The sequence below is a fragment of the Agromyces cucurbitae genome (assembly GCF_058349945.1).
Genome location: NZ_JBYRES010000004.1, coordinates 584,171 through 607,376, shown reverse-complemented (window position 1 = coordinate 607,376; position 23,206 = coordinate 584,171). Strand labels below are relative to the sequence as shown.

Here is a 23,206-nt window from a genome sequence, read left to right as displayed (position 1 = left end):
AGACCCCGGCGCACACCCCGGGCTCGGTCGACGTCATCGTCACGACCCCCGGCGGCGACAGCAACCCGCTCCCGTTCCTCTACGTCATCGCCGCCGATCTCGACTCGCTCACGCCCGATGAGGGCCCGACCGCGGGCGGCACGCTCGTGACGATCACGGGCACCGACCTCGCGGGTGCGACGGAGGTCACGATCGACGGCGTCTCGGTGCCGTTCACGCAGGTGAGCGAGACCGAGGTGACGTTCACGACGCCCGCGCATGACGCGGGAGAGGTGGACGTGGTCGTGACGACGCCCGGTGGTGCGAGCGACCCGCTTCCGTTCACATACGTGCCCGCTCCAGTGCTCACGAGCCTCGACCCGGCTGCCGGGCCGACCGACGGGGGCACCTCGGTCACGATCACCGGCACCGATCTCGGCGGGGCGACCGAGGTCACGGTCGACGGGGTGTCGGTGCCGTTCACGCAGGTGAGCGACACGGAGATCTCGTTCGAGACGCCGGCGCACGCGGCCGGTGAGGTGGACGTGGTCGTGACGACGCCGGGCGGCGAGAGCAATGCGCTGCCGTTCGCCTACGTCGCGGCGCCGGTGCTCACGGGCCTCGCACCCGACGAGGGCCCCGTGGCGGGCGGCACGCTCGTCACCATCACGGGCACCGACCTCGGGGATGCCTCGGAGGTGACGGTCGACGGCGTCTCGGTGCCGTTCACGCAGTTGAGCGACACGGAGATCACGTTCGAGACACCCGCGCACGCGGCCGGTGCGGCCGACGTCACCGTGACGACGCCGGGCGGCGAGAGCGACGCGCTGCCCTTCACCTACCTGGCCGCCCCCGAGCTCGATGCGCTCGCACCGCCCACCGGACCGGTGACGGGCGGCACGGTCGTCACGATCACGGGAACCGGGCTCGGCGGCACGACGGAGGTCACCGTCGACGGGGTGCCGGTGCCGTTCACGCAGGTGAGCGACACGGAGATCACGTTCGAGACGCCGGCCCACGCGGCCGGTGAGGTGGACGTGGTCGTGACGACGCCCGGAGGCTCCAGCAACCCGCTCGTCTTCACCTACGTGCCGACGACGATCGACGGCGTCGACCCGCCGAGCGGTCCCGAAGCGGGCGGCACCGAGGTGACCATCTCGGGCCAGTGCTTCACCGATGCGACCCAGGTGCTGTTCGGCGAGACGCCGGCGTCCTCGTTCGAGGTGATCGACGACGGCACGATCGTCGCGGTCGCGCCGGCCGGAACGGGCGTCGTCGACGTCACGGTCGTCGGAACCGAGGCCTGCGGCAACGCGACCCTGCCCGACGGCTTCGCCTACGAGTCGTCACCGGCACCCACGCCGACGCCGGGCACCAAGCCGGGATCGATCGCCTCCACCGGCGTCGACCTCCTGGGCCCGCTCGTCCTGGGCGCCGGGGTGCTGCTGGCCGGTCTCGGCATGCTGCTCGTCGTGCGGCGTCGTTCGGGCCGCATCTGAGAAGGGGGGACCGGGTGCCCGGCGGTGATCGCCGCCGGGCACCCGTCGTCACCGTTCGAGACGCGCGCAGTCGATGCAGAGGGTCGCGGTCGGCCGGGCGTCGAGACGCGCGACCGTGATGCGCTTGCCGCAGCGGGCGCAGATGCCGTAGGTGCCGTCGGCGATACGGGCCAGCGCGTGGTCGATCTCGGCGAGCTCCGACTGGACGTCGGCGAGCACCGCAGTGCGCTGCGACCACTCCTGGGTCATCGTCGGGCCCTCGGGGTCGTGCTCGTCGTCGGCGCTCGCCTCGGAGCGGGCGTGCCGCACCTCGCTCATCTGGTCGTCGAACTCGGCGGCGCGCTCCTGGGCTTCGGCGCGCTCGGCGAGCAGCCGGGCCTGGAACCTCTCGAGCTGAGCCGGGGTCATCGTCGTCACCGTCATCACGCTCCTTCCGTCCGTGCATCGTACGCCCGAGGCATCCGGATGTGGTGTCGGACGCGGTGACTACCATTGATGCGTGGTCACCGCCCTATATCGCCGCTACCGGCCAGAGACGTTCGCCGAGATGATCGGCCAGTCCCAGGTGACGGAGCCGCTGATGACGGCGCTCCGCACCGATCGGGTCAATCACGCCTACCTGTTCAGCGGCCCGCGCGGCTGCGGCAAGACGACGTCGGCGCGCATCCTCGCGCGCTGCCTGAACTGCGCCGAGGGACCGACCGACAAGCCGTGCGGCGCGTGCCCGAGCTGCATCGAGCTCTCGCGGGGCGGCGGCGGGTCGCTCGACGTCGTCGAGATCGACGCCGCGAGCCACGGTGGCGTCGACGACGCCCGAGACCTGCGCGAGCGGGCGATCTTCGCGCCGGCACGAGACCGCTACAAGATCTTCATCATCGACGAGGCGCACATGGTCACCTCGGGCGGCTTCAACGCGCTGCTCAAGATCGTCGAAGAGCCGCCCGAGCACGTCAAGTTCATCTTCGCGACGACCGAGCCCGACAAGGTGCTCGGCACGATCCGGTCGCGCACGCACCACTATCCGTTCCGGCTGGTGCCGCCCGCCCCGATGCTCGAGTACGTGCAGCAGCTCTGCAACGAAGAGGGCATCTCGGTCGAGCCCGGCGTGCTCGCGCTCGTCGTCCGCGCCGGGGGCGGTTCGCCGCGAGACACCCTGTCGCTCCTCGACCAGCTCATCGCGGGCTCCGAGGGCTCGGCGATCGACTACGAGCGCGCGGTCGCGCTGCTCGGCTACACCCACGGCGCGCTGCTCGACGAGGTCATCGACGCGATCGGCTCGCACGACGCCGCCGGGGCGTTCGCCGCCGCAGACCGCGTCGTGCAGACGGGTCAAGACCCGCGCCGATTCGTCGAAGACCTGCTCGAGCGCCTGCGCGACCTCATCGTCGTCGCCGCCTCGACGCCCGAGGCAGCGGCCGCCGTGCTGCGCGGCGTGCCCGAAGACGAGCTCGCCCGCATGGCCGTGCAGGCGCAGGCCTTCGGCCCGGCCGAGCTCTCGCGCGTCGCCGACCTCGTGAGCCAGACCCTGACCGAGATGACCGGTGCGACCTCACCGCGACTGCATCTCGAGCTCATGCTCGCGCGGGTGCTCGTGCCGGCGAGCGACGACACCGAGCGCGGGGCGCTCGCGCGCGTCGAGCGGCTCGAGCGGCAGGTCGGGGCCGGGGGAGCGGTGATCGCGAGCGCACCGACGCCGGCCACGTCAGATGCGGCGCCGGCCAGGACGAACCCCGAGCCGTCGCGCGTCGAGGTGCCCGCGGCGCGTGCAGGCGCGCCCGAGCGCGCGCCCGAGCCGGCTCGCCCTGCGGCGTCCGCAGCCGAGGCGGCGCCCGTGCCGTCGGCTGCGGCCGGGCCGAATCCCGCCGAACCGATCGTCGCGTCGGAGCGCCCCGCGTCGGCCGGCACGCCGACCGCCTCGGGCGCAGCCGCCACGACCGACGCCGCGCCGCCCGCGCCCGCGCCTGCTGCCGAGCCCGAAGCCCCCGCGTTCGTTCGCCCGACCGGGCCGATCACGCTGCAGCAGATGCGCGACGCGTGGCCCGAGGTGCTCAACGTGCTGCAGCGCAAGAAGCGCACCGCGTGGATGGCCGCGCTCACGGCCCAGGTGCTCGAGTACCGCACCGACGACGCGGTGCTCGTGCTCGGCTTCACGAGCGCCGGCGACGTCGAGAGCCTGCGCAACGGCACGGGCGCCCAGAACTCGGCCGAGCTGCTGCGCACCGCGATCGACGAGGTGCTCGGTGTGACCGTCAAGTTCATCCCGCGCGTGATCGGCGGCGGGCAGGGCGGCGGCTCCGCGCGGCCCGAGACGCCACCGCCGTCGACCCCTGGGTCATCGGGGTCGGGCACGGGCCCGTCGTCGAGCGTCGACGCCCCGGCGGCGACGACGGGTTCGGCGGGGTCGAGCCCCGCCGTTGCGACGACCCCGACCGCAAGCAGCCCGAGCAGCCCCTCGACCGGCACCTCGTCGTCGGCCGAAGCGGCACAGGCCTCGGGGCCGGTCGACTCGTGGGCGACGGTCGCCATTCCCCGCGACCCCGATCCGCAGCCCGACGCGAGCACCGCGATTGCCTCGCCGCGAACGGCGACCGCGCTTGCGGAGCGTCCGGCGCCGCAACCGGCGACCTCGGCGCCGGCGCCGGCGGCGCCCCCCCGCGGTGGCGCGGGCGAGGGCACCGCCGAGTACATGCCCGACGACGCCGATGCGCCGCCGCCCGACGAGGAGCCGCCGTTCGACCCGGGCCCCGAGCCCGAGCCGTTCGACGCGCCGCCGCCTGCTGCGGCACCAGCCTCGGCGCCCCCTCGCCCCGCATCGGCGCCCCGCGCGAGCGCCGCCCCGAGTCGGCCTCGCCCGGCCGCGGCGACGACCGACGGCGGCATCCAGCGATACGGTGAGGCGGTCGTGCGCGAGGTGCTCGGCGCGACCTTCCTGGAAGAGATCGAAGTGCCCGGTCGCGGGTTCGGGGAGCGTGCGTAGCCCGTGTACGAAGGCATCGTCCAAGAACTGATCGACGAGCTCGGCCGGCTTCCCGGCATCGGGCCGAAGTCGGCGCAGCGCATCGCGTTCCACATCGTGCAGACCGAGCACTTCGACGTCACGCGACTCGCCGAGATCCTGCTGCAGATCCGCGACAAGGTGCGGTTCTGCGAGATCTGCGGCAACGTCTCCGAGCAGTCGACCTGCTCGATCTGCCGCGACCCGCGGCGCGACCCGTCGTTCATCTGCGTGGTCGAAGAGGCGAAAGACGTCGTCGCGATCGAGCGCACCCGCGAGTTCCGAGGCCTGTACCACGTGCTCGGCGGCGCGATCAGCCCCATCGACGGCATCGGCCCCGACGAGCTGCGCATCCGCCAGCTCATGCAGCGCCTGGCCGACGGTTCGGTCACCGAGGTCATCATCGCCACCGACCCCAACCTCGAGGGCGAGGCGACCGCGACCTACCTCAGCCGACTGCTCACGACGCTCGAGATCAAGGTCACCCGCCTCGCCTCCGGTCTGCCGGTCGGCGGCGACCTCGAGTACGCCGACGAGGTCACGCTCGGCCGGGCATTCGAGGGGCGCCGCGTCGTCGGCTGACGCCACACGAGCCGGTTGACGCGAGCACACCGCGCGCGTAGACCGATGAGATGACCGAGACGACCGAGCAGGCATCCGATCGCACCACGACCTGGGTCGACGGCTACGTCAGGGCCTGGCGCAGCAACGAACCCGACGACATCCGCGCGCTCTTCACCGAAGACGCCGTCTACCTCCTCGCGCCCGACGCCGAACCGCTGCGCGGCCACGACGCGATCGTGTCGGGCTGGCTCGCCCACGCCGACCAGGCGGGCGAATGGTCGTTCGAGTGGAAGGCCGTGCACGAAGCCTCCGCCCTCGCGCTCGTGCAAGGACGCACCGAGTACCCGGCCGAGCGCGACTACCTCAACCTGTGGGTGATCCGGTTCGCGCCCGACGGGCGCGCGACCGAGTTCACCGAGTGGTACATGGCACGCGACCGCGGCGAGTGATGATGCGGTGGTCTCGATACGCGCTTCGCGCTACTCGACCGACCGTCTCTCGCTCCCCGCCCGACGGCTGACGTCACATGGCGAGGCGCGCATGCGTGCCGCCGTATGATGAAGAATCCGACGACGGGCCCGTCGGCCCGCGCGCGCCCAGAACCCCCTGGAGGCCCCGTGAGCTTGATCGTGCAGAAGTTCGGCGGGTCGTCCGTCGCCGATGCCGAGAGCATCAAGCGGGTCGCGAAGCGCATCGTCGAGACGCGCAAGGCGGGCAACGACGTCGTCGTCGCGGTCTCCGCCATGGGCGACACGACCGACGAGCTGCTCGACCTCGCCAACGAGGTCACGCCGATCCCGGCGCCGCGCGAGCTCGACATGCTGCTGTCGGCCGGCGAGCGCATCTCGATGGCGCTGCTCGCCATGGCGATCAAGAGCATGGGGCACGAGGCGCGCAGCTTCACGGGCAGCCAGGCCGGCATGATCACCGATGCCCAGCACGGCGCCGCCCGCATCGTCGACGTGACGCCCGTGCGCCTGCGCGAGGCGCTCGACGAGGGTGCGATCGTCATCGTCGCCGGGTTCCAGGGCTTCAACCGCGACACCCGCGACATCACGACGCTCGGCCGCGGCGGCAGCGACACGACGGCCGTCGCGCTCGCCGCGTCGCTCGACGCCGACGTTTGCGAGATCTACACCGACGTCGACGGCGTGTTCACCTCCGACCCGCGCGTCGTGAAGAAGGCGCACAAGCTCGACCGCATCACGAGTGAAGAGATGCTCGAGCTCGCGGCGTCGGGCGCCAAGGTCCTGCACATCCGCGCCGTCGAGTACGCGCGCCGCCACGGCGTCACCCTGCACGTGCGTTCGTCGTTCAACAACAACGAGGGGACGATCGTGTACGACCCCTCGCGTCTTCCCGAAGGAGCAGCTGTGGAAGAGTCCGTCATCGCCGGAGTCGCGATCGACCTGTCCGAGGCGAAGATCACGGTCGTCGGAGTGCCCGACAAGCCGGGTGCCGCGGCGAAGATCTTCAAGATCGTCGCCGGCACCAACGCGAACGTCGACGTCATCGTGCAGAACGTGTCGGCCGCCGCCACCGGCCGCACCGACATCTCGTTCACCGTGCCGAAGGCCGACGGCGAGAAGGCGCTCACGGCGCTCGCCGGTGCCCAGGACGCGATCGGCTTCGAGGCGCTGCAGTACGACGACCAGATCGGCAAGCTCTCGCTCGTCGGCAACGCGATGCGCTCGGCGACGGGCGTCTCGGCGAAGCTCTTCGAGGCGCTCTACGAGGCCGGCATCAACATCGAGATGATCTCGACGAGCGAGATCCGCATCTCGGTCGTGACGCGCGCCGACAGCGTGCACGCCGCCGCCCGTGCGGTGCACACGGCGTTCGACCTCGACGGCGACGACGACGCCGTCGTGCACGGCGGCACGGGGCGCTGACGGGTCGGATGCCTCGTGGCGGGTGCCTCGCGTACCGCTGAGGTCCCCGCCGAGGCTCGGGCCGCGGCATCCCGCCCGCATTCAGGAGAAAGCTGCCAATTCAGGACGGATTCGCGCAATCCTGCCGAGGGCGGTTCCGAAGTCCTGCAAACTGAAGAGAACTCGAAAGCAAGAGGGTGACATGAGCAATGGTGTGAACATCGGCGTCGTCGGCGCCACCGGCCAGGTCGGCGCGGTCGTGCGGCGGCTGCTCGAGGAGCGCGACTTCCCGGTCGGGCAGATCCGCTTCTTCGCGTCGGCGCGCTCGGCGGGCACGACGCTGCCGTTCAAGGGCGAGGACATCGTCGTCGAAGACGCCTCGACCGCCGACCCCACGGGCCTCGACCTCGCGATCTTCTCGGCCGGCGCAACCCTCTCGAAGGCGCAGGCGCCGCGGTTCGCCGCGGCCGGCGTGACCGTCATCGACAACTCGAGCGGCTGGCGCATGGACCCCGAGGTGCCGCTCGTCGTGAGCGAAGTCAACCCGCACGCGATCGACGAGGCCAAGAAGGGCATCATCGCGAACCCGAACTGCACCACCATGGCTGCGATGCCCGTGCTCAAGGTGCTGCACGACGAGGCCGGCCTCGAGCGCCTCATCGTCGCGACGTACCAGGCCGTCTCGGGCGCCGGTCTCGCGGGCGGCGAGGAGCTGCTCGAGCAGGCGAAGGCCGCCGTCGCACAGGACGCGATCAACCTCGTGCACGACGGCTCGTCGGTCGAGCTTCCCGAGCCCGTGAAGTTCCCGCGGCCGATCGCGTTCGACGTCATCCCGCTCGCCGGCTCGATCGTCGACGACGGCGACCTCGAGACCGACGAAGAGAAGAAGCTCCGCAACGAGAGCCGCAAGATCCTCGAGCTGCCGGGCCTGCTCGTCGCTGGCACGTGCGTGCGTGTTCCGGTGTTCACGGGTCACTCGCTGTCGATCCACGCCGAGTTCGCGAACCCGATCACACCCGAGCGGGCGACCGAACTGCTCGCCGAAGCGCCCGGCGTCGAGCTCAGCGAGGTGCCCACGCCGCTGCAGGCCGCCGGCACCGACCCGAGCTACGTGGGTCGCATCCGTCAGGACCAGTCGGCGCCCGACGGCAAGGGCCTCGTGCTCTTCGTTTCGAACGACAACCTGCGCAAGGGCGCGGCGCTCAACGCCGTGCAGATCGCCGAGCTGGTGGCCGCGAAGCTGCCCGCGCGCGTCTAGCGTTCACCTCACTCAGCTCGACACGGATGCCCCGCGGCCGATCGGCCACGGGGCATCCGTCGTTCTGGCACGTCTGACGAGCCCGCCCCGAGCGGGCATCGTCGCATCGAGTGGGCTGATATCGCCCATTCCGCTTGCGTTTCGGGACCATATCCGCCCACTCGGCGCCGCCACCATACCTGCGTGACCTGGCCCTGGATCGAGTGGGCGGATATGGCCCCGTTCACGCGCGTTTCGGGGCCATATCCGCCCACTCGATTCGAGCAGGGCGCAGGGGAGGGGCGGCGCCGTTGCGCGTTCGTGACCTGCCGCACCTTGACGAAATTGAGTTTTGTATACAGAATAATGGCGAGCAATCCCCCCTCACCCGGCACCCGCCGGCCCCTCCTGCAATGACGAAAGAGGTAGCGGAATGGCCCGCTCGAACTCGAAGATGAGGCGTCTGCTGGCGATCGGTGCTGCGAGCGCCGTCGCGATCGGACTGGCAGCGTGCAGCGGCGGGGGAGGTGCGCATGACAAGAACACCGTGGTGTGGTCGACGTGGGGCTCGGCCGACGAGCTCACCCGCTACAAGGAGTTCAACGCCGAGTTCATGAAGCGCCACCCCGACATCACGGTGAAGTTCCAGCCCGTCGCCGGTTACGGCGACTACCACTCGAAGCTGCTGGCCCAGCTCGCGAGCAACACCGCGCCCGACGTGTTCTACGTCGGCGACGACCAGATCGGCCAGTTCGTCGACTCGGGCCGTCTCATGGACATGACGAAGCTCATGAACTCGAAGGAGAGCCAGACGAAGCCCGACGACTTCTTCCCGGGTCTGTTCGGTGCGGCCGAGAAGGACGGCGAGTACTACGCCGCCCCGAACGACGCGAACCCCGACGTGCTCTGGTACGACAAGGAGACGCTCAAGGCGGCCGGCATCACCGAAGACCCGGCGACCCTCGCCGAGAACGGCGAGTGGACGACCGACAAGTTCCTCGAGATGAACGACAAGCTCAAGGCCGCGGGCGTCGCCGGCACGCTCTTCTGGAACTACTGGGCGACCCACTGGAGCTGGCTGTCGTCGCAGGGCGACCCCGCGCCATACGACGAGTCGGGCGCGTTCGTCGCGAACGAGGACCCGCAGACCGTCGCCGACGTCGAGACGCTCGGCGAGTACTTCCAGGACGGCAAGTTCGTCGTCGCCGACACGCTGCCCGACGGCGCCGGGGCCGACAGCCTCTTCGTCACCGGCAAGGCCGGCTTCTTCGTGCAGGGCCGCTACACGATCGGCACCGTCGAGGCGGCCGGCACGGCCGACCAGGTCGACATCGTCCGCTGGCCCACGCCCGACGGCACCGAGGCCCCGACGGGCGTCGCGACGAGCTTCCTCGCGATGAACGAGAACACGAAGTCGAAGGACGCCTCGTTCACCTTCTGGACCGAGTTCCTGAGCGCCGAGGGCCAGAAGTTCCGGCTCTCGGGCGGCGGCAACGCGGTGCCGTCGATCAAGGGCGCCGACGAGGTCGTGCTCGAGGACGACTACCCCGCCCACGCCCAGACGATGCTCGAGATGCGCGACATCGGCTTCGAGGACTACCCGGCCGAGGCCGTCATCCCGAGCCTCGCGACCGACATCAGCGAGCTGTTCCAGAAGCTCTACGAGGGCAAGGCCGACGCGCAGCAGACGCTCGACGCGGCCGCCGACCTCGTCGCGGAGAAGCAGGGCGAGTAAGCGTGAGCCAGATCGCTTCCGGCGAGCGGATGCTGCAGGACCTTCCTGCGGCATCCGCTCCGCCCCCGCGCCAGTTCCGCAAGGAGGCGGCGTGGCGCCGCCGCGACCGGCGATGGGGCTTCGTCTTCATCGCGCCGCAGCTCATCGGCATGGTGCTGTTCGTCGTGCTGCCGTTCGCGGCGAGCCTCGTGCTCGCCTTCACCAGCTGGGACGGCCTGGGCGATCTGACCTGGGTCGGCTTCGAGAACTTCACCGCGCAGTTCCAGGACGACCTGCTCTGGCGTTCCATCCTGAACACCCTGATCATCGCGGTGATCACGGTGCCGATCGGCCTCGGGTTGGCGGTCATCATCGCCGTGGCGCTCGAGAAGCTGAAGACGCGCACGCTCTACCTCATCCTGTTCTTCGCCCCGGTCGTGACGTCGACCGTCGCCGTGGCGATGATCTGGCAGCAGATGTTCCGCTCCGACGGCGTGCTCTCGACCGCGATCTCGAAGATCTTCGGCATCGCACCGCCCGACTGGCTGCAGGATCCGAAGCTCGCGCTCCTCGCGGTCTGCATCGTCGCGATCTGGGCGTCGCTGGGCCTCAACGTCGTCATCTTCCTCGCCGGCCTGCAGAACATCTCGCCTTCGGTCATCGAGGCCGCTCGCATCGACGGCGCCGGCGCCTGGCGGCTCTTCACGAGCATCCGGCTGCCGCTGCTCTCGCCGATCGTGTTCTTCTCGTCGGTCGTCGCGTTCATCTCGTCGCTGCAGACGTTCGACATCGTCTACGTGCTCGTGTCGGGCGGTGGCCCCGACAACGCGACCCGCACGATCGTGTACCACATCTACGACCTCGGCTTCGGCCGCTTCGAGTTCGGTCCGTCGAGTGCGGCGAGCATCATCCTGCTCGTGCTCACGCTCATCATCACGGCCATCCAGTTCGGCGCGCAGAAGAAGTTCGTGCACTACGAGGACGACCCCGCATGAGTCTCACGAATCCCAGCCTCGCCGACGGCACGCTCGCTCCGCCGACCGACTCGACCGTCGCGATGAGCGCGCCCGGCTACGCGCCGCGCCCCACCGGTGCCCGCACCGGCAAGGGCAAGCGCCGCCTCGGGTCGACGATCCTGCACGTCGTGCTCATCGTCGCCGGCATCTCGATGGTGTTCCCGTTCATCTGGATGCTGCTGACCTCGTTCAAGACGCTGCCGCAGCTGCTGCAGGACCCGCTGTCGTTCCTGCCGCAGCCGTGGACCTTCGACAACTACGTCGAGGCGTGGAACGCCGTGCCGTTCGGCCAGGCCTACGTCAACAGCATCTACATCTCGGTGCTCGTCGTCGTGGGCACACTCATCACCGCGTCGATGGCCGGCTACGCGTTCGCGCGCATCCCGTTCAAGGGCAGCCGTGTGCTGTTCATCGTGTTCCTCGCGACGCAGATGATCCCGGCGCAGGTGACGCTCATCCCGTTCTACCTGCTGATGTCGCAGTTCGGCTGGGTCGACTCCCACCTGTCGCTCATCGTGCCGGGCCTGCTCGCGAACCCGTTCGCGGTGTTTCTCATGCGCCAGTTCGTGCTGAGCCTGCCGAAGGAGCTCGAGGAGGCGGCGCTCGTCGACGGTGCGGGCCGTTGGCGCATCTTCTGGAGCATCGTGCTGCCCAACCTGAAGCCGGGCCTCGCGGCGCTCGCGATCATCACGGCGCTCGGCGTGTGGAACGCGTTCCTGTTCCCGCTCGTGCTGCTCAACACGCCCGACCTGTTCACCGTGCCGCTGCTGCTCACGAGCTTCCAGGGACAGTTCGGCTCGATCAACTACGGCCTCGTGATGGCGGCCAGCGCGATCTCGACGATCCCGATGCTCATCGTGTTCGTCATCGGCCAGCGCCGCATCCTCAACAGCATGGCCGCCTCGGGACTGGGAGGACGATGACCTTGGCCGGTCGAGTAGGCGCGCAGCGCCGTATCGAGACCCCGGATGCCTCGGCGCTGGCCGGCCTCGCCGGCCGCCATCTCGACCTGGTGCAGGCCCCGTTCACGCTGCCGCGCTCGCGCGTGCTCGTGTTCCGGGCCGACCGGGCGGAGGTCGAAGCTCGTGTCGGCGCCGACGCCCTCGCCCCTGCGACGGCGGTGCGCGTGCACACGTCGGAGTACGAGCGCTGGCTCGACGACTGCCGCGTCATCGACGAACTGACGGTGCGGGATGCCTCGGGGCGGGCGCTGCCCGTCACCGCGGTGCTGCCGCACGCGATCGAGTTCGGCGACGGCGCCGCGACGCTCACGTTCGCCGGCACCGGTGCCCTGTCGGTCGGCCTCTCGGTCGGTCGAGCAGGCGCGCGGCGCCGTATCGAGACCACCCACGAGGATGGTTTCGGTACGCTCGCTGGCGCTCGCTACTCAACCGACCTCGCGGTCGAGTGGACGACTCCAGACGGCGAGTCGACCCGCGTCGAGCTCACGCCGGAGGCGCCCTCGGTGCGCCTGCACGTCGGCGCCGACCGCGGCGTCGAGCACGAGGCATCCGCCTCGCACCTCGGCGATCTCGCGCAGACCGAGCGACTCTGGCTCGAGTGGTTCGCGAAGTGCCCGATCGTGCGCGACGACCTGCAGCAGATGGCCGCCTTCTGCTGGTGGGTGCTCGGCGCCAACATCGTCGAGCTGCCGGGCCTCGGCGACGCGCGCGGCGTCGTGCCGTCGAAGATCGGCTACGTCGGCGTGTGGCAGTGGGACGCGTATTTCATCGCGATGGGCCTGCGACACGGCGACCCCGCGCTCGCGCGCGAGCAGCTCGAGATCGCGTTCCGCTTTCCGAGCGAGAACGGGCAGCTGCCCGACGTCGTGCACGAGGAGGGCGTGCTCGCCACGAGCGACGACCTCCCGCAGGCCGACCGCGACCGGCTGCGCCGCGCGGGCTCGCAGATCGCCGACCCGACCGCGCCCGTGCCGCTCACCAAGCCGCCGCTCGCGGCGTGGGCGCTCGCGAAGGTGCTCGAGGTCGAGGACGCGCCAGAGTGGGCCCGCGAGCAGCTCGCCACGATCCGCCGATCGCAGGACTGGTGGTTCGCGGGCAGCGACCTCGACGGCGACGGCATGCCCGAGTACGGGCACCCGTACTCGTCGGGACTCGACGACAGCCCCATCTTCGACGGACCGCTGCCGACGACCGCGCCCGACCTCGGCGCGTACCTCGTGCTGCAGGACCTCGAACTCGCCCGCCTCGCCGAGCGCTACGGTGCCGAGGCGGCGGGCGACCCAGCCGCCCACCGCGCCCGTGCCGCCCGCACGCTCGAGCTGCTGCTCGGGCTCTGGAACGAGGCATCCGGTCGGTTCGAAGCGCGCGCGGCTGGTCAGGCCGTCGCGAGCGACGCGATCGTCGGGTTCATGCCGCTCCTGACCGGAGCACTGCCCGGGCCCGTGCTCGACTCGCTCATCGAGGCGCTCGGCGATCCCGAGCGGTACGCGCTGCCGTGGGCGGTACCGACGGTCTCGGCCGCCGACCCCGACTTCTCGGCGACGCGCATGTGGCGCGGGCCGGTGTGGGTGAACACCAACCGGCTCATCATCGAAGGTCTGCGGGCCTCGGGGCGCGACGACCTCGCGCACGACCTCGCCGAACGCACGGTCGCTCTCGTCGTACACGGCGGCGGGCCGCACGAGTACTTCAACCCGCTCACGGGCGAGAAGGCGCCGACCGCCACGACGGCCTTCGGCTGGTCGGCGGCGCTGTTCATCGACCTCGCGGTCGAGCTCTCGAACGGGTCGGTCGAGTAGCGACGGAGTCGCGTATCGAGACCACCACCCCGAGCACACCTCACCGGTGGTCTCGATACGGCGCTGCGCGCCTACTTGACCGACCGAGTGGCCTCGATACGGCGCTGCGCGCCTACTCGACCGACCGAGTGGCCTCGATACGGCGCTGCGCGCCTACTCGACCGACCCAACCAACGCAATTCCCAACCAGGCAAGGAAGTCAGATGAGATCACGCACGTTGCTCGCCCCCGTCGTCGCCCTCGGCGCCGCGGCCCTCCTCGCCGGCTGCGCCATGGGCGGCGGCCAGCCCGCCGGCGGCTCGGTCGTGCTCGACCCCGACGCGAAGGTCGACGGCGAGATCACGGTGTGGTCGTGGGACGTCGCCGCGACCGCGCTCGAGCGGCTCGCACCGGAATTCGAGGCCGAGCACCCGGGCACGACGATCAACGTCGTCGACGTCGGCTACGACAACGCGTACGACAAGCTCTCGGTCGGACTCCAGGCGGGCAGCGGCCTGCCCGACGTCGTCACGATGGAGACCGATGTGGCTCCCGGCTACATCAACGAGTTCCCGACGGGTCTCGTCGACCTCACGCCCGTCTTCGGCGACGACGAGGCCGACTTCGACCCGTTCAAGTGGCAGGCGCAGTCCGACGCCGACGGTGCCCTCAAGGTCGTGCCGTGGGACTCGGGCACCGTCGGCCTCTTCTACCGTGCCGACTACTTCGACGAGGCGGGCATCGACCCGACGACGATCGAGACGTGGGACGAGCTCGTCGCCGCGGGCGAGCAGATCAAGGCGAAGACGGGCCACACGCTCATGTCGCAGGACGTGTCGACGGGCGGCGGCTTCCAGATGCTGCTGCAGCAGCAGGGGCAGGGCCTCTTCGACGAGAACGGCGACATCACCGTCAACTCGCCCGAGGCCGTCGCGGCGCTCACGCTGCTGCAGACGATCAACGAGAAGGGCCTGCTCAAGAACGTCGACGGCTGGGACGGCCGCGTCACGAGCGCCAAGGACGGCGACTCGGCCGTCACGCCCGAGGCGGTCTGGTGGATCGGCACCCTGCAGGGCGACGCACCCGAGCTCGCAGGCACCTACGGCGTGACCGAGCTGCCCGCCTTCGACGAGGGCGGCGTGCGCACCTCCAACAGCGGCGGCTCGGGCCTCGCGATCCCGACGCAGGCGAAGAACCCGCAGCTCGCCGCGGCGTTCATCGACTTCGTGCTCGCCGATGCCGACCACCAGGCGTCGATGATGGAGAACGAGGGCCTCTTCCCCTCGTACCTGCCCGCCCTCCAGGGCGAGTACTTCGCGAAGCCGCAGGAGTACTTCGGCGGCCAGCCGGTCTACGAGTTGTTCGCCGAGCAGACCGCGAACATCCCGCCGATCACGTTCACGACCGACAATGCCGAGGCGAGCGACATCGTCGCCAACGCCGTCGTCGCGTCCGTGCTGAACGGTGCCGACCCGCAGCAGGCGCTCGACGACGCCGCCAAGCAGATCGCCACCGCGACCGGCCGCGAGATCGCGGAGTAACCATGGCCACGCCGACGCTCACCACGGGTGGGCAGGGTGCGGCGCCCGCCCGAGGCATCCGAAATCTGAAACCGGATGCCTCGGGTCGCCGCCGGTCGCTGGGGCGTCGCCTCCAGCGGCCGGGGGCGTGGTTCGCACTGCCCGCCGCCGCCCTGCTCATCATCTTCTTCGCCTACCCGCTCGTCACCTCGCTCTGGCAGAGCTTCTTCGCCACCTCGGGCGGAGTGTCGACGTGGGTCGGGCTCGAGCAGTACGCCCGGCTCTTCGAGGACCCGCTCGTCGCGAAGAGCCTCTTCAACGCGCTCATCATCCTCGTCGTGCAGGTGCCCCTCATGATCGGCCTCGCGCTCGGGCTCGCCTACCTGCTCAACCAGTCGTGGCTGCGGTTCCGATCCGGATTCCGGCTGCTCACGTTCCTGCCGGCCGTCACGACGCTCGTCGCCTACGCCGTCGTCTTCAAGGTGATGCTCGCCACCGACGGGGGAGCGATCAACCAGATGCTCGGCCTCGTCGGCATCGCCCCGGTCGACTGGCTCAACAACGAGTGGTGGGCACGCGTCGCGCTCGTCGCCGCGATCACCTGGCGCTGGACCGGTTACAACATGGTCATCATCCTCGCCGGCCTGCAGTCGATCCCCGGCGAGCTCTACGAGGCGGCGCGCATCGACGGCGCCGGCCGCTGGCAGATCTTCACGAGGATCGTCATCCCGCAACTGCGGCCCGTGCTCATCTTCACGACCGTGACCTCGACCATCGGGGCGCTGCAGCTCTTCGACGAGAACTGGATCCTCACCGAGGGCGGCCCCAACGACGCCACCCTCACGCCCGTCCTCTACCTCTACAAGGTCGGCTTCAGGCAGTTCGACTTCGGGTACGCGTCGGCGATCGCCTGGATGCTCGTCGTCATCACCGCGATCATCTCGATCGTGCAGTTCCGACTCATGAGGGAGAAGCCGTGACCGCGACGAGCGCCCTGACCGCCGTCAACCCCGCCGTCGGCGCACCCCGGGAGGAGCGGCCCTCCGGCCCCGGGCCGGCGCTGCGCCGCGGCATCCTGCGCCTGCCCGTGTACCTCGTGCTCGTCGTCGCGAGCGTGCTCGCGGTCGTGCCGTTCCTCTGGATGGTGATCGCGTCGACGCACTCGACGCCCGAGCTCTTCGGCACCCCGCTGCCGGTGCTGCCCGGTGACCAGCTGTGGGAGAACCTCGCGCGCCTGCAGGAGTCGGTGAACTTCAGCCAGGTCATGCTCAACAGCTTCGGCATCGCGGTGGTCTACACCGTGTTCTCGTCGGCCGTGAGCGTCATGGCCGGCTACGGGCTCGCGACCTACCGCTTCCGCGGGCGGGGCGTGCTGCTCGGCGTCGTGCTCGTGACGATGATGATCCCGATGCAGGTGCTGCTCGTGCCGCTCTTCCAGATGATGGCGAGCGCCGGGCTGATCGACACGTACCAGGCGGTGATCCTGCCGTTCCTCGCGAACGCGTTCGGCATCTTCCTGATGCGGCAGGCGTTCCTCGACTTCCCGGTGACGCTCATCGAGGCGGCGCGCATCGACGGCGCGGGGGAGTTGCGCACGTTCTGGCGCATCGTGCTGCCCGTCGCACGCCCGCAGCTCGCGGCGCTCGTGATCTACACGTTCATCAGCCAGTGGAACTCGTTCATCTGGCCGCTGCTCATGCTCAACACCGAGGACAAGTACACGGTTCCGGTCGCCCTCAACACGATGATCGGCATGTCGCGGGTCGACTACTCGGGCCTCATGCTCGGTTCGCTGCTCGCGACGCTGCCGCTCATGCTGCTGTTCCTGGTCTTCCAGAAGCAGTTCGTGTCGGGCCTGCTCGGCGGGGCCGTGAAGGGCTGATCCGGCGGTCGGGATGCCTCGTGGCCGACGCCGGCCGCGAGGCATCCCGCCCGACCGGCCTACGCGGTGAAGTAGGGGCTCGAGGCGTTGTCGAGGATGCGGCGCATGCCGTGCAGCCAGTTGACCTTGAGGGCGGCCACCGCACCGGGCACGTCGCCGTCGGCGAGGCACGCCGCGATCGCCGAGTGTTCGGCCGCGACGCGTTCGATCATGACGTCGTTCGGCACGAGCAGCGACTCGTAGCGGTGGATCGCGCCGCGCACGCTCTCGATGACGTCGAGGAGGCGCCGGTTGGGGCAGGCGGAGAGCATGATGCCGTGCCACTCGTCGTCCTTCGTGACGACGAGTGCGTGCTCGACGACCTCCTGGTCGAACTCGGCCGCGAGCGCGCCGAGGCGGGTGCCGATCTCGCGCAGCTCGTCGACGGGGCTCAGCTCGAGCGCGAGGCTCTCGAGCGCGGCCATGACGGGGGCCAGGTCTTCGAACTCGCTCGCGCTGAGCGGCACGAACCGGAAGCCCTTGCCGTTCTCGCTCGTGATCTGGCCCTCGCTCTCGAGGGCGATGAGCGCCTCGCGCAGGGGAGTGCGGCTGACGCCGAGCTCGCCGGCGAGCTGCACCTCGTTGATGCCCTCGCCCGGCTGCACCTCACCCGCGCGCATGCGCGCGAGCAACTCCTCACGGACCTGCGAGCGCAGGTTCTTGCGTTCGATCGCCATGAGATCGCCTTTCGGGCCGCGAACGGCCGTTCGTCCGTCGCGGTAAGCCTAGGGCTCGGCCCGGGCTTGACCGCTTCCGGCATCCGGTTTACGGTGTCTGTATACAGAATACATTCTGCATCGCAGAAGTACACCCCCACGCACATCCGGACCGCGCACGCGGACGCACTCAGAGAGGAGCAGGTGTGACCGACGAGTCCCCACGGCCGATCCGGCTCGACGCGCTTGCCTACGGCGGCGACTACAACCCCGACCAGTGGTCGGAGGAGGTGTGGCACGAGGACATCCGCCTCATGCGCGAGGCGGGCGTCAACATCGTGAGCCTGCCGGTGTTCTCGTGGCCGCAGCTCGAGGTCGCCCCGGGCGTCTACGAATGGGGCTGGCTCGACCGCATCATCGACCTGCTCTGGGAGGGCGGCATCGCCGTCGACCTCGCGACCGCCACCGCGACGCCGCCGTCGTGGTTGATCCGGAGCCACCCCGAGATGCTGCCCTGGAACGAGGACGGCCAGCGGCTCGAGTTCGGCTCGCGGCAGGCGTACTGCCCGAGCTCGCCCGTGTGGCGCGAGCACGTGGCCCGCATGACGCGGGCGATGGCCGACCGCTACGGCGAGCACCCCGCGCTCGCGCTCTGGCACGTCTCGAACGAGTACGGCGACCACGTCTCGCGCTGCTGGTGCCCCGAGTCGTCCGCCCACTTCCGTCGCTGGCTCGAGGCGCGCTACGGCGACCTCGACGGGCTCAACGAGGCGTGGGGCGTCAACGTGTGGGGCCAGCGCTACACCGACTGGGCGCACATCGAGGCGCCCCGGCGCTCGACCGGACCGGTCAACCCGACGCAGCTGCTCGACTTCGAGCGCTTCTCCTCCGACGCGCTGCTCGAGCTCTTCCAGCTCGAGGTCGACATCCTGCGCGAGGTCACGCCCGAGATCGGCGTCACCACGAACTTCATGTCGATCCTGCGCGACCTGGACTACTGGGACTTCGCCGCCGCCGAAGACCTCGTGACCGACGACGCCTACCCCGACCCGGCCGACCCGCTCGCGCACGTGCCCGCCGCGCTCAACTACGGCTTCATGCGCTCGCTCAAGGGCGGTCGGCCGTGGCTGCTGCTCGAGCAGGCGCCGAGCGGCGTCAGCTGGCGCGACGTCAACGTGCCGAAGGCCCCGGGCCAGTACCGCATCGGCAGCCTGCAGGCCATCGCGCACGGCTCCGACGGGGCCATGGTGTTCCAGTGGCGCCAGGCCAGGTACGGCCAGGAGAAGTTCCACTCGGCGATGGTCGGGCACCGCGGCGAGGCATCCCGCTCGTTCCAGGAGGCGAAGGCGTTCGGCGCCGAGCTGCAGCACCTCGAACCGGTGCGCGGCACCCGGGTGCGCTCGCGGGTCGCGCTCGTGGTCGACCACGACTCGTGGTGGGGGTCGTCGGCGACCGAGTCGCTGCCCTCGCAGCGGCTGCAGTGGCTCGCCCAGGCGCGGGCCTGGCATGCGGCCCTGCACGCGCTCGGCCATCCCGTCGACACGGTGCGCGCAACCGGCTCGTTCGACGGCTACGACGTCGTCGTGGTGCCGAACCTCTACATCGCGGATGCCGCGCAGGCGGCCGCGCTCGAGGGCTTCGTCGCCCGTGGCGGCCAGCTCGTCGTCGGCCCCTTCTCGGGCGTCGTCGACGACACCGAGAAGGTGCACGACGGGGGAGCGCCCGGTCCGCTGCGCGGACTCCTCGGCGTCGAGGTCGACGAGCAGTGGCCCGTGGCTGACGGGCTCGCCGAACGCGTCGCGTTCACCGCAGGCGGCGAGTTCGACGCCCCGACCTGGGGCGAGTGGCTCGAGGTTCACGACGGCACCGAGGTGCTCGCGCGGTACGCCTCGGGCGAGCTCGACGGGCGCGCTGCGGTCACCCGGCGTCCGGCGGGTGACCTCGATACGGCGCTGCGCGCCTACTCGACCGACCGAGTGGGCGCCGCCTGGTACGTGAGCTGCGTGCTCGAGCGCGACGGCCTCGTCGCGCTCTTCCGCGACGTGCTCGCCGCGGCGGGACTGCCGGCGCGCGAGCGCATCGACCTCGACCTCGAGGCCGTCACGCGCAGCGACGAGACGACCGACTACACCTTCGTGCTCAACCACGGCCGCCGGGAGATCACGGTCGACGTGCCCGCCGGGGCGCGCGACCTACTCGCGAGTGGCGATGGTGGTCTCGATACGGCGCTGCCCGCCTACTCGACCGACGGCCGCACCCTGACGCTCCCGCGCTTCGGCGCCGCCGTGCTCGCGACGCCGCGCGCAGCGGAGCCGCCCTTCATCACCCTGTCCGACACGACCGACTGAACGACCGAGGCCGACATGACCGACACCTTCGTCCATCCGTACATCCCCAACACCGCGCCCGCGACCAAGCAGGCGATGCTCGACGCCGTCGGCGCCGCCTCGACCGAGGAGTTCTACGCCGACGTGCCCGCCGAGCTCCGGCTCGGCCGCGCGCTCGACCTTCCGGCGCCGCTCGTCGCCGAGCAGGACCTCGCCCGCCACGTTCGGGGCCTGCTCGCGAAGAACCGCTCGACCGACGAACGCCTGAGCTTCCTCGGCCACGGCACGTACCACCACTACGTGCCCGCCGTGGTCGACGAGGTGATCAACCGCAGCGAGTTCCTCACCGCCTACGCGGGCGAGCCGTACGAGGACCACGGCCGCTTCCAGGCGCTGTTCCAGTACCAGTCGCTCATGGCCGAGCTGCTCGCGATGGACGTCGTCAACGTTCCCACCTACGACGGCTACCAGGCGACTGGCACCTCGCTCGCGATGGCCGGGCGCATCACCGGGCGCCGCCGCGTGCTCGTCGCGAGCGACGTGCTGCCCGCCAAGTACTCCAAGGTGCTCGACTACGTGCGCGTGCACCTCGACCTCGAGCAGGTGCCCACGGCGAACGGCACGGCGGATGTCGCGGCCGTGGCCGCACGACTGGGCGACGACGTCGCGGCCGTGTGGATCGAGACGCCGAGCGTCACCGGTGCCGTCGAGGCCGCCCTCCCCGCGCTCGCCGAGGCCGCCCACGCGGTCGGGGCCGTCGTGGTGGTCGGCACCGACCCGATCGGCTACGGCGTGCTCACGCCGCCCGCCGAGCAGGGCGCCGACATCGTGTGCGGCGACATCCAGTCGCTCGGCCTGCACCAGTGGTTCGGCGGCGCCCACGGCGGCTTCATCGCCGTGAACGACGACCCCAAGTTCGTCATGGAGATGCCGTCGCGCCTCTTCGGCCTCGCGACGACCGACGTGCCCGGCGAGGTCGGCTTCGGCGACGTCGCCTACGAGCGCACGTCGTTCGCCCTCCGCGAGGAGGGCAAGGAGTGGGTCGGCACCGCCGCAGCGCTCTGGGGCATCGCCGCCGGCGTCTACCTCGCGCTCATGGGCCCGCAGGGCATGGCGGAGCTCGGCGAGCTGCTGCTCGCCCGCACCCGCTACGCCCAGCAGCGACTCGCCGCGATCCCGGGCGTCGCGCTCGGCGACGACGCACTGCACCTGCGCGAGTTCACGATCGACGTGGCCGACGCGGGCCTCACTGCGCGGGGCGTCGTCGAGGCGCTCCGCCGCCAGGGCATCGAGCCCGGCGTGGCGCTCGGCGAGCACGAGCTCGTCGTGTGCGTGACCGAGCTCACGAGCCAGGCCGACATCGACCGCCTCGCCGCCGCCATCGGTGCGCTCGCCGAGGCATCCGGTGGTCTCGATACGGGCTCCGCTGGTCTCGATACGGGCTCCGCCCTACTCGACCCGAGCCTCGACCGACCGGCCGCATCCACCACGACCACCGAGGAGCAGAACGCATGAGCCTCCCGCTCGCACCCAAGCCCGCCATCCGCCGCTTCCACCAGGCCAGCTGGGACGAACCGGTCATCTTCGAGCTCTCCACCCCGGGTGAGCGCGGCGTGCTCGTCACGCCGATCGAGCCGGGCGTGCGCGAGGCCGTCGGCGACGTCGTCGCGGGCCTCCCCGCGGGCCTCCGCCGCGAGGTCGCGCCCGCCCTGCCCGAGATGGGCCAGCAGCGCGTGCTCAAGCACTATCTGCGACTCTCGCAGGAGAACCTCGGCGCCGACCTCAACGTCGACATCGGCCAGGGCACGTGCACGATGAAGTACTCGCCGAAGATCAACGACCAGCTCATCGGCGTGCCGCAGCTCACGGCTATGCACCCGCTGCAGGACCCGGCCGACGCGCAGGGCGTGCTCGAGATCACCTGGAACCTCGAGCGCATGCTCGCCGAGATCTCGGGCATGGACGAGGTGTCGCTGCACACGCAGGGCGGCTCGGCCGCGATCTGGGCGAACATCGCCATGATCCGCGCGTACCACGAGGCGAACGGCGAGGGCGCCGAGCGTCGCGAGGTCATCACGACGATCTTCAGCCACCCGTCGAACGCGGCCGCGGCGAAGGCGGCCGGCTACGACGTCATCACGATATTCCCCGACGCCGACGGCTACCCCGACCTCGCGGCCCTGAAGGCCGCGCTCTCGCCGCGCACGGCGGCGATCATGGTCACGAACCCCGAGGACACGGGCATCTACAACCCGGCGATCAAGCAGTGGGTGGATGCCGCTCACGAGGTCGGCGCCCTCGCGTCGTACGACCAGGCGAACGCGAACGGCATCCTCGGCATCACGCGCGCCCGCGACGCGGGCTTCGACGTGTGCCACTTCAACCTGCACAAGACGTTCTCGACACCGCATGCGTGCGGCGGGCCGGGCGCCGGGGCGAACGCCGTGAGCGCCGCGCTCGCGCCGTTCCTGCCCGGGCCGCGCGTCGTGCGGCACGTCGCCGCCGACGGGTCCGCCAGCTTCGACGTGCAGGAGGCCGGCCCGCAGTCGATCGGTTCGGTCGCGCCGTTCCACGGCGTCGTGCCGAACATCGTGCGCGCCTACTCCTGGATCATGGCGCTCGGCGCCGAGGGCCTCGTCGCCGCCGCCGAGATCGCCGTGCTCAACAACAACTACCTGCTGAAGAAGGTCACCGACATCCCCGGCGCCTCGGCGCCGTACGCCGAGGGCCGGCGCCGCATCGAGCAGGTGCGGTACTCGTGGCAGGAGCTCTTCGAGGAGACCGGCATCTCGAGTGAGGAGATCGGCATCCGCATGACCGACTTCGGCATGCACTACTGGACGAGCCACCACCCCTACGTCGTGCCGCAGCCGTTCACGCTCGAGCCCACCGAGTCGTATTCGATGGCCGAGATCGACGAGTACGTCGCCGCGCTCGCCGAGGTCGCCCGCGAGGCCCGCGAGACGCCCGAGGTCGTGCGCACCGCGCCGCACAACCAGACCGTGCACCACACCCACCACGACGACCTCGACGACCCCGAGCGCTGGGCGATCACCTGGCGTGCCTACCGCCGGAAGTACTTCGGCGAGACGGTCGGTCGAGTAGCGACGAAGGAGCGTATCGAGACCACGACCACCCCTGCCGCCGCGTCGGAGCCGGCCGCCTGA

General features: G+C 70.6%; 18 protein-coding genes. 16 read left to right on the top strand and 2 right to left on the bottom strand.

The window, feature by feature from the left end; all coding sequences use genetic code 11:
* On the top strand, window positions 1-1,478 hold a 1,478-nt coding region (locus AC3RJ6_RS17220), incomplete at its 5' end, for an IPT/TIG domain-containing protein (protein ID WP_491428333.1).
* A gap of 48 nt (window positions 1,479-1,526) precedes the next feature.
* Here AC3RJ6_RS17220 and AC3RJ6_RS17215 read toward each other — a convergent pair.
* Window positions 1,527-1,901: a TraR/DksA family transcriptional regulator gene (locus AC3RJ6_RS17215; protein WP_491428332.1), complete on the bottom strand. Its 375-nt coding sequence runs from the start codon at window positions 1,899-1,901 to the stop codon at window positions 1,527-1,529.
* A 76-nt stretch (window positions 1,902-1,977) separates the two neighbouring features.
* On the opposite strand from AC3RJ6_RS17215, the gene AC3RJ6_RS17210 reads away from it, so the two are divergent.
* From AC3RJ6_RS17210 to AC3RJ6_RS17155, 12 genes are all read left to right on the top strand, one after another.
* Window positions 1,978-4,455 (top strand): DNA polymerase III subunit gamma and tau, encoded by a 2,478-nt coding sequence (locus AC3RJ6_RS17210; RefSeq protein ID WP_491428331.1) that lies wholly within the window; start codon window positions 1,978-1,980, stop codon window positions 4,453-4,455.
* Between the two features lie 3 nt (window positions 4,456-4,458).
* Entirely contained in the window at window positions 4,459-5,055 is a 597-nt protein-coding gene (gene recR, locus AC3RJ6_RS17205; protein WP_491428330.1) for a recombination mediator RecR, read from the top strand.
* A gap of 50 nt (window positions 5,056-5,105) precedes the next feature.
* The gene (locus AC3RJ6_RS17200) at window positions 5,106-5,486 is read left to right on the top strand and encodes a nuclear transport factor 2 family protein (RefSeq protein WP_491428329.1); all 381 of its coding nucleotides are present in this window, start codon (window positions 5,106-5,108) and stop codon (window positions 5,484-5,486) included.
* 168 nt (window positions 5,487-5,654) lie between these two features.
* Window positions 5,655-6,929 (top strand): aspartate kinase, encoded by a 1,275-nt coding sequence (locus AC3RJ6_RS17195; protein ID WP_491428328.1) that lies wholly within the window; start codon window positions 5,655-5,657, stop codon window positions 6,927-6,929.
* Window positions 6,930-7,110: 181 nt separating this feature from the next.
* Entirely contained in the window at window positions 7,111-8,166 is a 1,056-nt protein-coding gene (locus AC3RJ6_RS17190) for an aspartate-semialdehyde dehydrogenase (protein ID WP_491428327.1), read from the top strand.
* A 433-nt stretch (window positions 8,167-8,599) separates the two neighbouring features.
* The gene (locus AC3RJ6_RS17185; RefSeq protein ID WP_491428326.1) at window positions 8,600-9,880 is read left to right on the top strand and encodes an ABC transporter substrate-binding protein; all 1,281 of its coding nucleotides are present in this window, start codon (window positions 8,600-8,602) and stop codon (window positions 9,878-9,880) included.
* A gap of 2 nt (window positions 9,881-9,882) precedes the next feature.
* Complete coding sequence (locus tag AC3RJ6_RS17180; protein ID WP_491428325.1) at window positions 9,883-10,854, top strand: carbohydrate ABC transporter permease; 972 nt, start codon at window positions 9,883-9,885, stop codon at window positions 10,852-10,854.
* Window positions 10,851-11,798 (top strand): carbohydrate ABC transporter permease, encoded by a 948-nt coding sequence (locus AC3RJ6_RS17175; protein WP_491428324.1) that lies wholly within the window; start codon window positions 10,851-10,853, stop codon window positions 11,796-11,798. Before AC3RJ6_RS17180 ends, AC3RJ6_RS17175 begins: the two co-directional genes overlap by 4 nt.
* 2 nt (window positions 11,799-11,800) lie before the next feature.
* The gene (locus tag AC3RJ6_RS17170; RefSeq protein WP_491428323.1) at window positions 11,801-13,636 is read left to right on the top strand and encodes an amylo-alpha-1,6-glucosidase; all 1,836 of its coding nucleotides are present in this window, start codon (window positions 11,801-11,803) and stop codon (window positions 13,634-13,636) included.
* 203 nt (window positions 13,637-13,839) lie between these two features.
* Window positions 13,840-15,156, top strand: coding sequence for an ABC transporter substrate-binding protein (locus AC3RJ6_RS17165; RefSeq protein WP_491428322.1), 1,317 nt, complete (start codon window positions 13,840-13,842; stop codon window positions 15,154-15,156).
* 2 nt (window positions 15,157-15,158) lie between these two features.
* Entirely contained in the window at window positions 15,159-16,115 is a 957-nt protein-coding gene (locus AC3RJ6_RS17160) for a carbohydrate ABC transporter permease (RefSeq protein WP_491428321.1), read from the top strand.
* A complete protein-coding gene (locus AC3RJ6_RS17155) occupies window positions 16,112-17,017 on the top strand; it encodes a carbohydrate ABC transporter permease (RefSeq protein ID WP_491428320.1) in 906 nt (301 codons plus the stop codon). The genes AC3RJ6_RS17160 and AC3RJ6_RS17155 overlap by 4 nt, the downstream gene beginning before the upstream one ends.
* 59 nt (window positions 17,018-17,076) lie before the next feature.
* Here AC3RJ6_RS17155 and AC3RJ6_RS17150 read toward each other — a convergent pair whose 3' ends face one another.
* Window positions 17,077-17,733, bottom strand: a complete 657-nt coding sequence (locus tag AC3RJ6_RS17150; RefSeq protein ID WP_491428319.1) for a GntR family transcriptional regulator — start codon at window positions 17,731-17,733, stop codon at window positions 17,077-17,079.
* Between the two features lie 185 nt (window positions 17,734-17,918).
* On the opposite strand from AC3RJ6_RS17150, the gene AC3RJ6_RS17145 reads away from it, so the two are divergent.
* The 3 genes from AC3RJ6_RS17145 to gcvPB are packed head-to-tail and all read left to right on the top strand — an operon-like array spanning window position 17,919 to window position 23,206.
* Window positions 17,919-20,060 (top strand): beta-galactosidase, encoded by a 2,142-nt coding sequence (locus tag AC3RJ6_RS17145; RefSeq protein ID WP_491428318.1) that lies wholly within the window; start codon window positions 17,919-17,921, stop codon window positions 20,058-20,060.
* Between the two features lie 15 nt (window positions 20,061-20,075).
* A complete protein-coding gene (gcvPA, locus tag AC3RJ6_RS17140) occupies window positions 20,076-21,554 on the top strand; it encodes an aminomethyl-transferring glycine dehydrogenase subunit GcvPA (RefSeq protein WP_491428317.1) in 1,479 nt (492 codons plus the stop codon).
* A complete protein-coding gene (gene gcvPB, locus AC3RJ6_RS17135; RefSeq protein WP_491428316.1) occupies window positions 21,551-23,206 on the top strand; it encodes an aminomethyl-transferring glycine dehydrogenase subunit GcvPB in 1,656 nt (551 codons plus the stop codon). Before gcvPA ends, gcvPB begins: the two co-directional genes overlap by 4 nt.

Coding starts and splice junctions, on each gene's coding strand:
- AC3RJ6_RS17175 (WP_491428324.1), top strand. CDS start 10,851: ATGAGTCTCACGAATCCCAGCCTCGCCGACGGCACGCTCGCTCCGCCG.
- AC3RJ6_RS17150 (WP_491428319.1), bottom strand. CDS start 17,733: ATGGCGATCGAACGCAAGAACCTGCGCTCGCAGGTCCGTGAGGAGTTG.
- gcvPA (WP_491428317.1), top strand. CDS start 20,076: ATGACCGACACCTTCGTCCATCCGTACATCCCCAACACCGCGCCCGCG.
- AC3RJ6_RS17165 (WP_491428322.1), top strand. CDS start 13,840: ATGAGATCACGCACGTTGCTCGCCCCCGTCGTCGCCCTCGGCGCCGCG.
- AC3RJ6_RS17215 (WP_491428332.1), bottom strand. CDS start 1,901: ATGACGGTGACGACGATGACCCCGGCTCAGCTCGAGAGGTTCCAGGCC.
- AC3RJ6_RS17160 (WP_491428321.1), top strand. CDS start 15,159: ATGGCCACGCCGACGCTCACCACGGGTGGGCAGGGTGCGGCGCCCGCC.
- gcvPB (WP_491428316.1), top strand. CDS start 21,551: ATGAGCCTCCCGCTCGCACCCAAGCCCGCCATCCGCCGCTTCCACCAG.
- AC3RJ6_RS17185 (WP_491428326.1), top strand. CDS start 8,600: ATGAGGCGTCTGCTGGCGATCGGTGCTGCGAGCGCCGTCGCGATCGGA.
- AC3RJ6_RS17200 (WP_491428329.1), top strand. CDS start 5,106: ATGACCGAGACGACCGAGCAGGCATCCGATCGCACCACGACCTGGGTC.
- AC3RJ6_RS17190 (WP_491428327.1), top strand. CDS start 7,111: ATGAGCAATGGTGTGAACATCGGCGTCGTCGGCGCCACCGGCCAGGTC.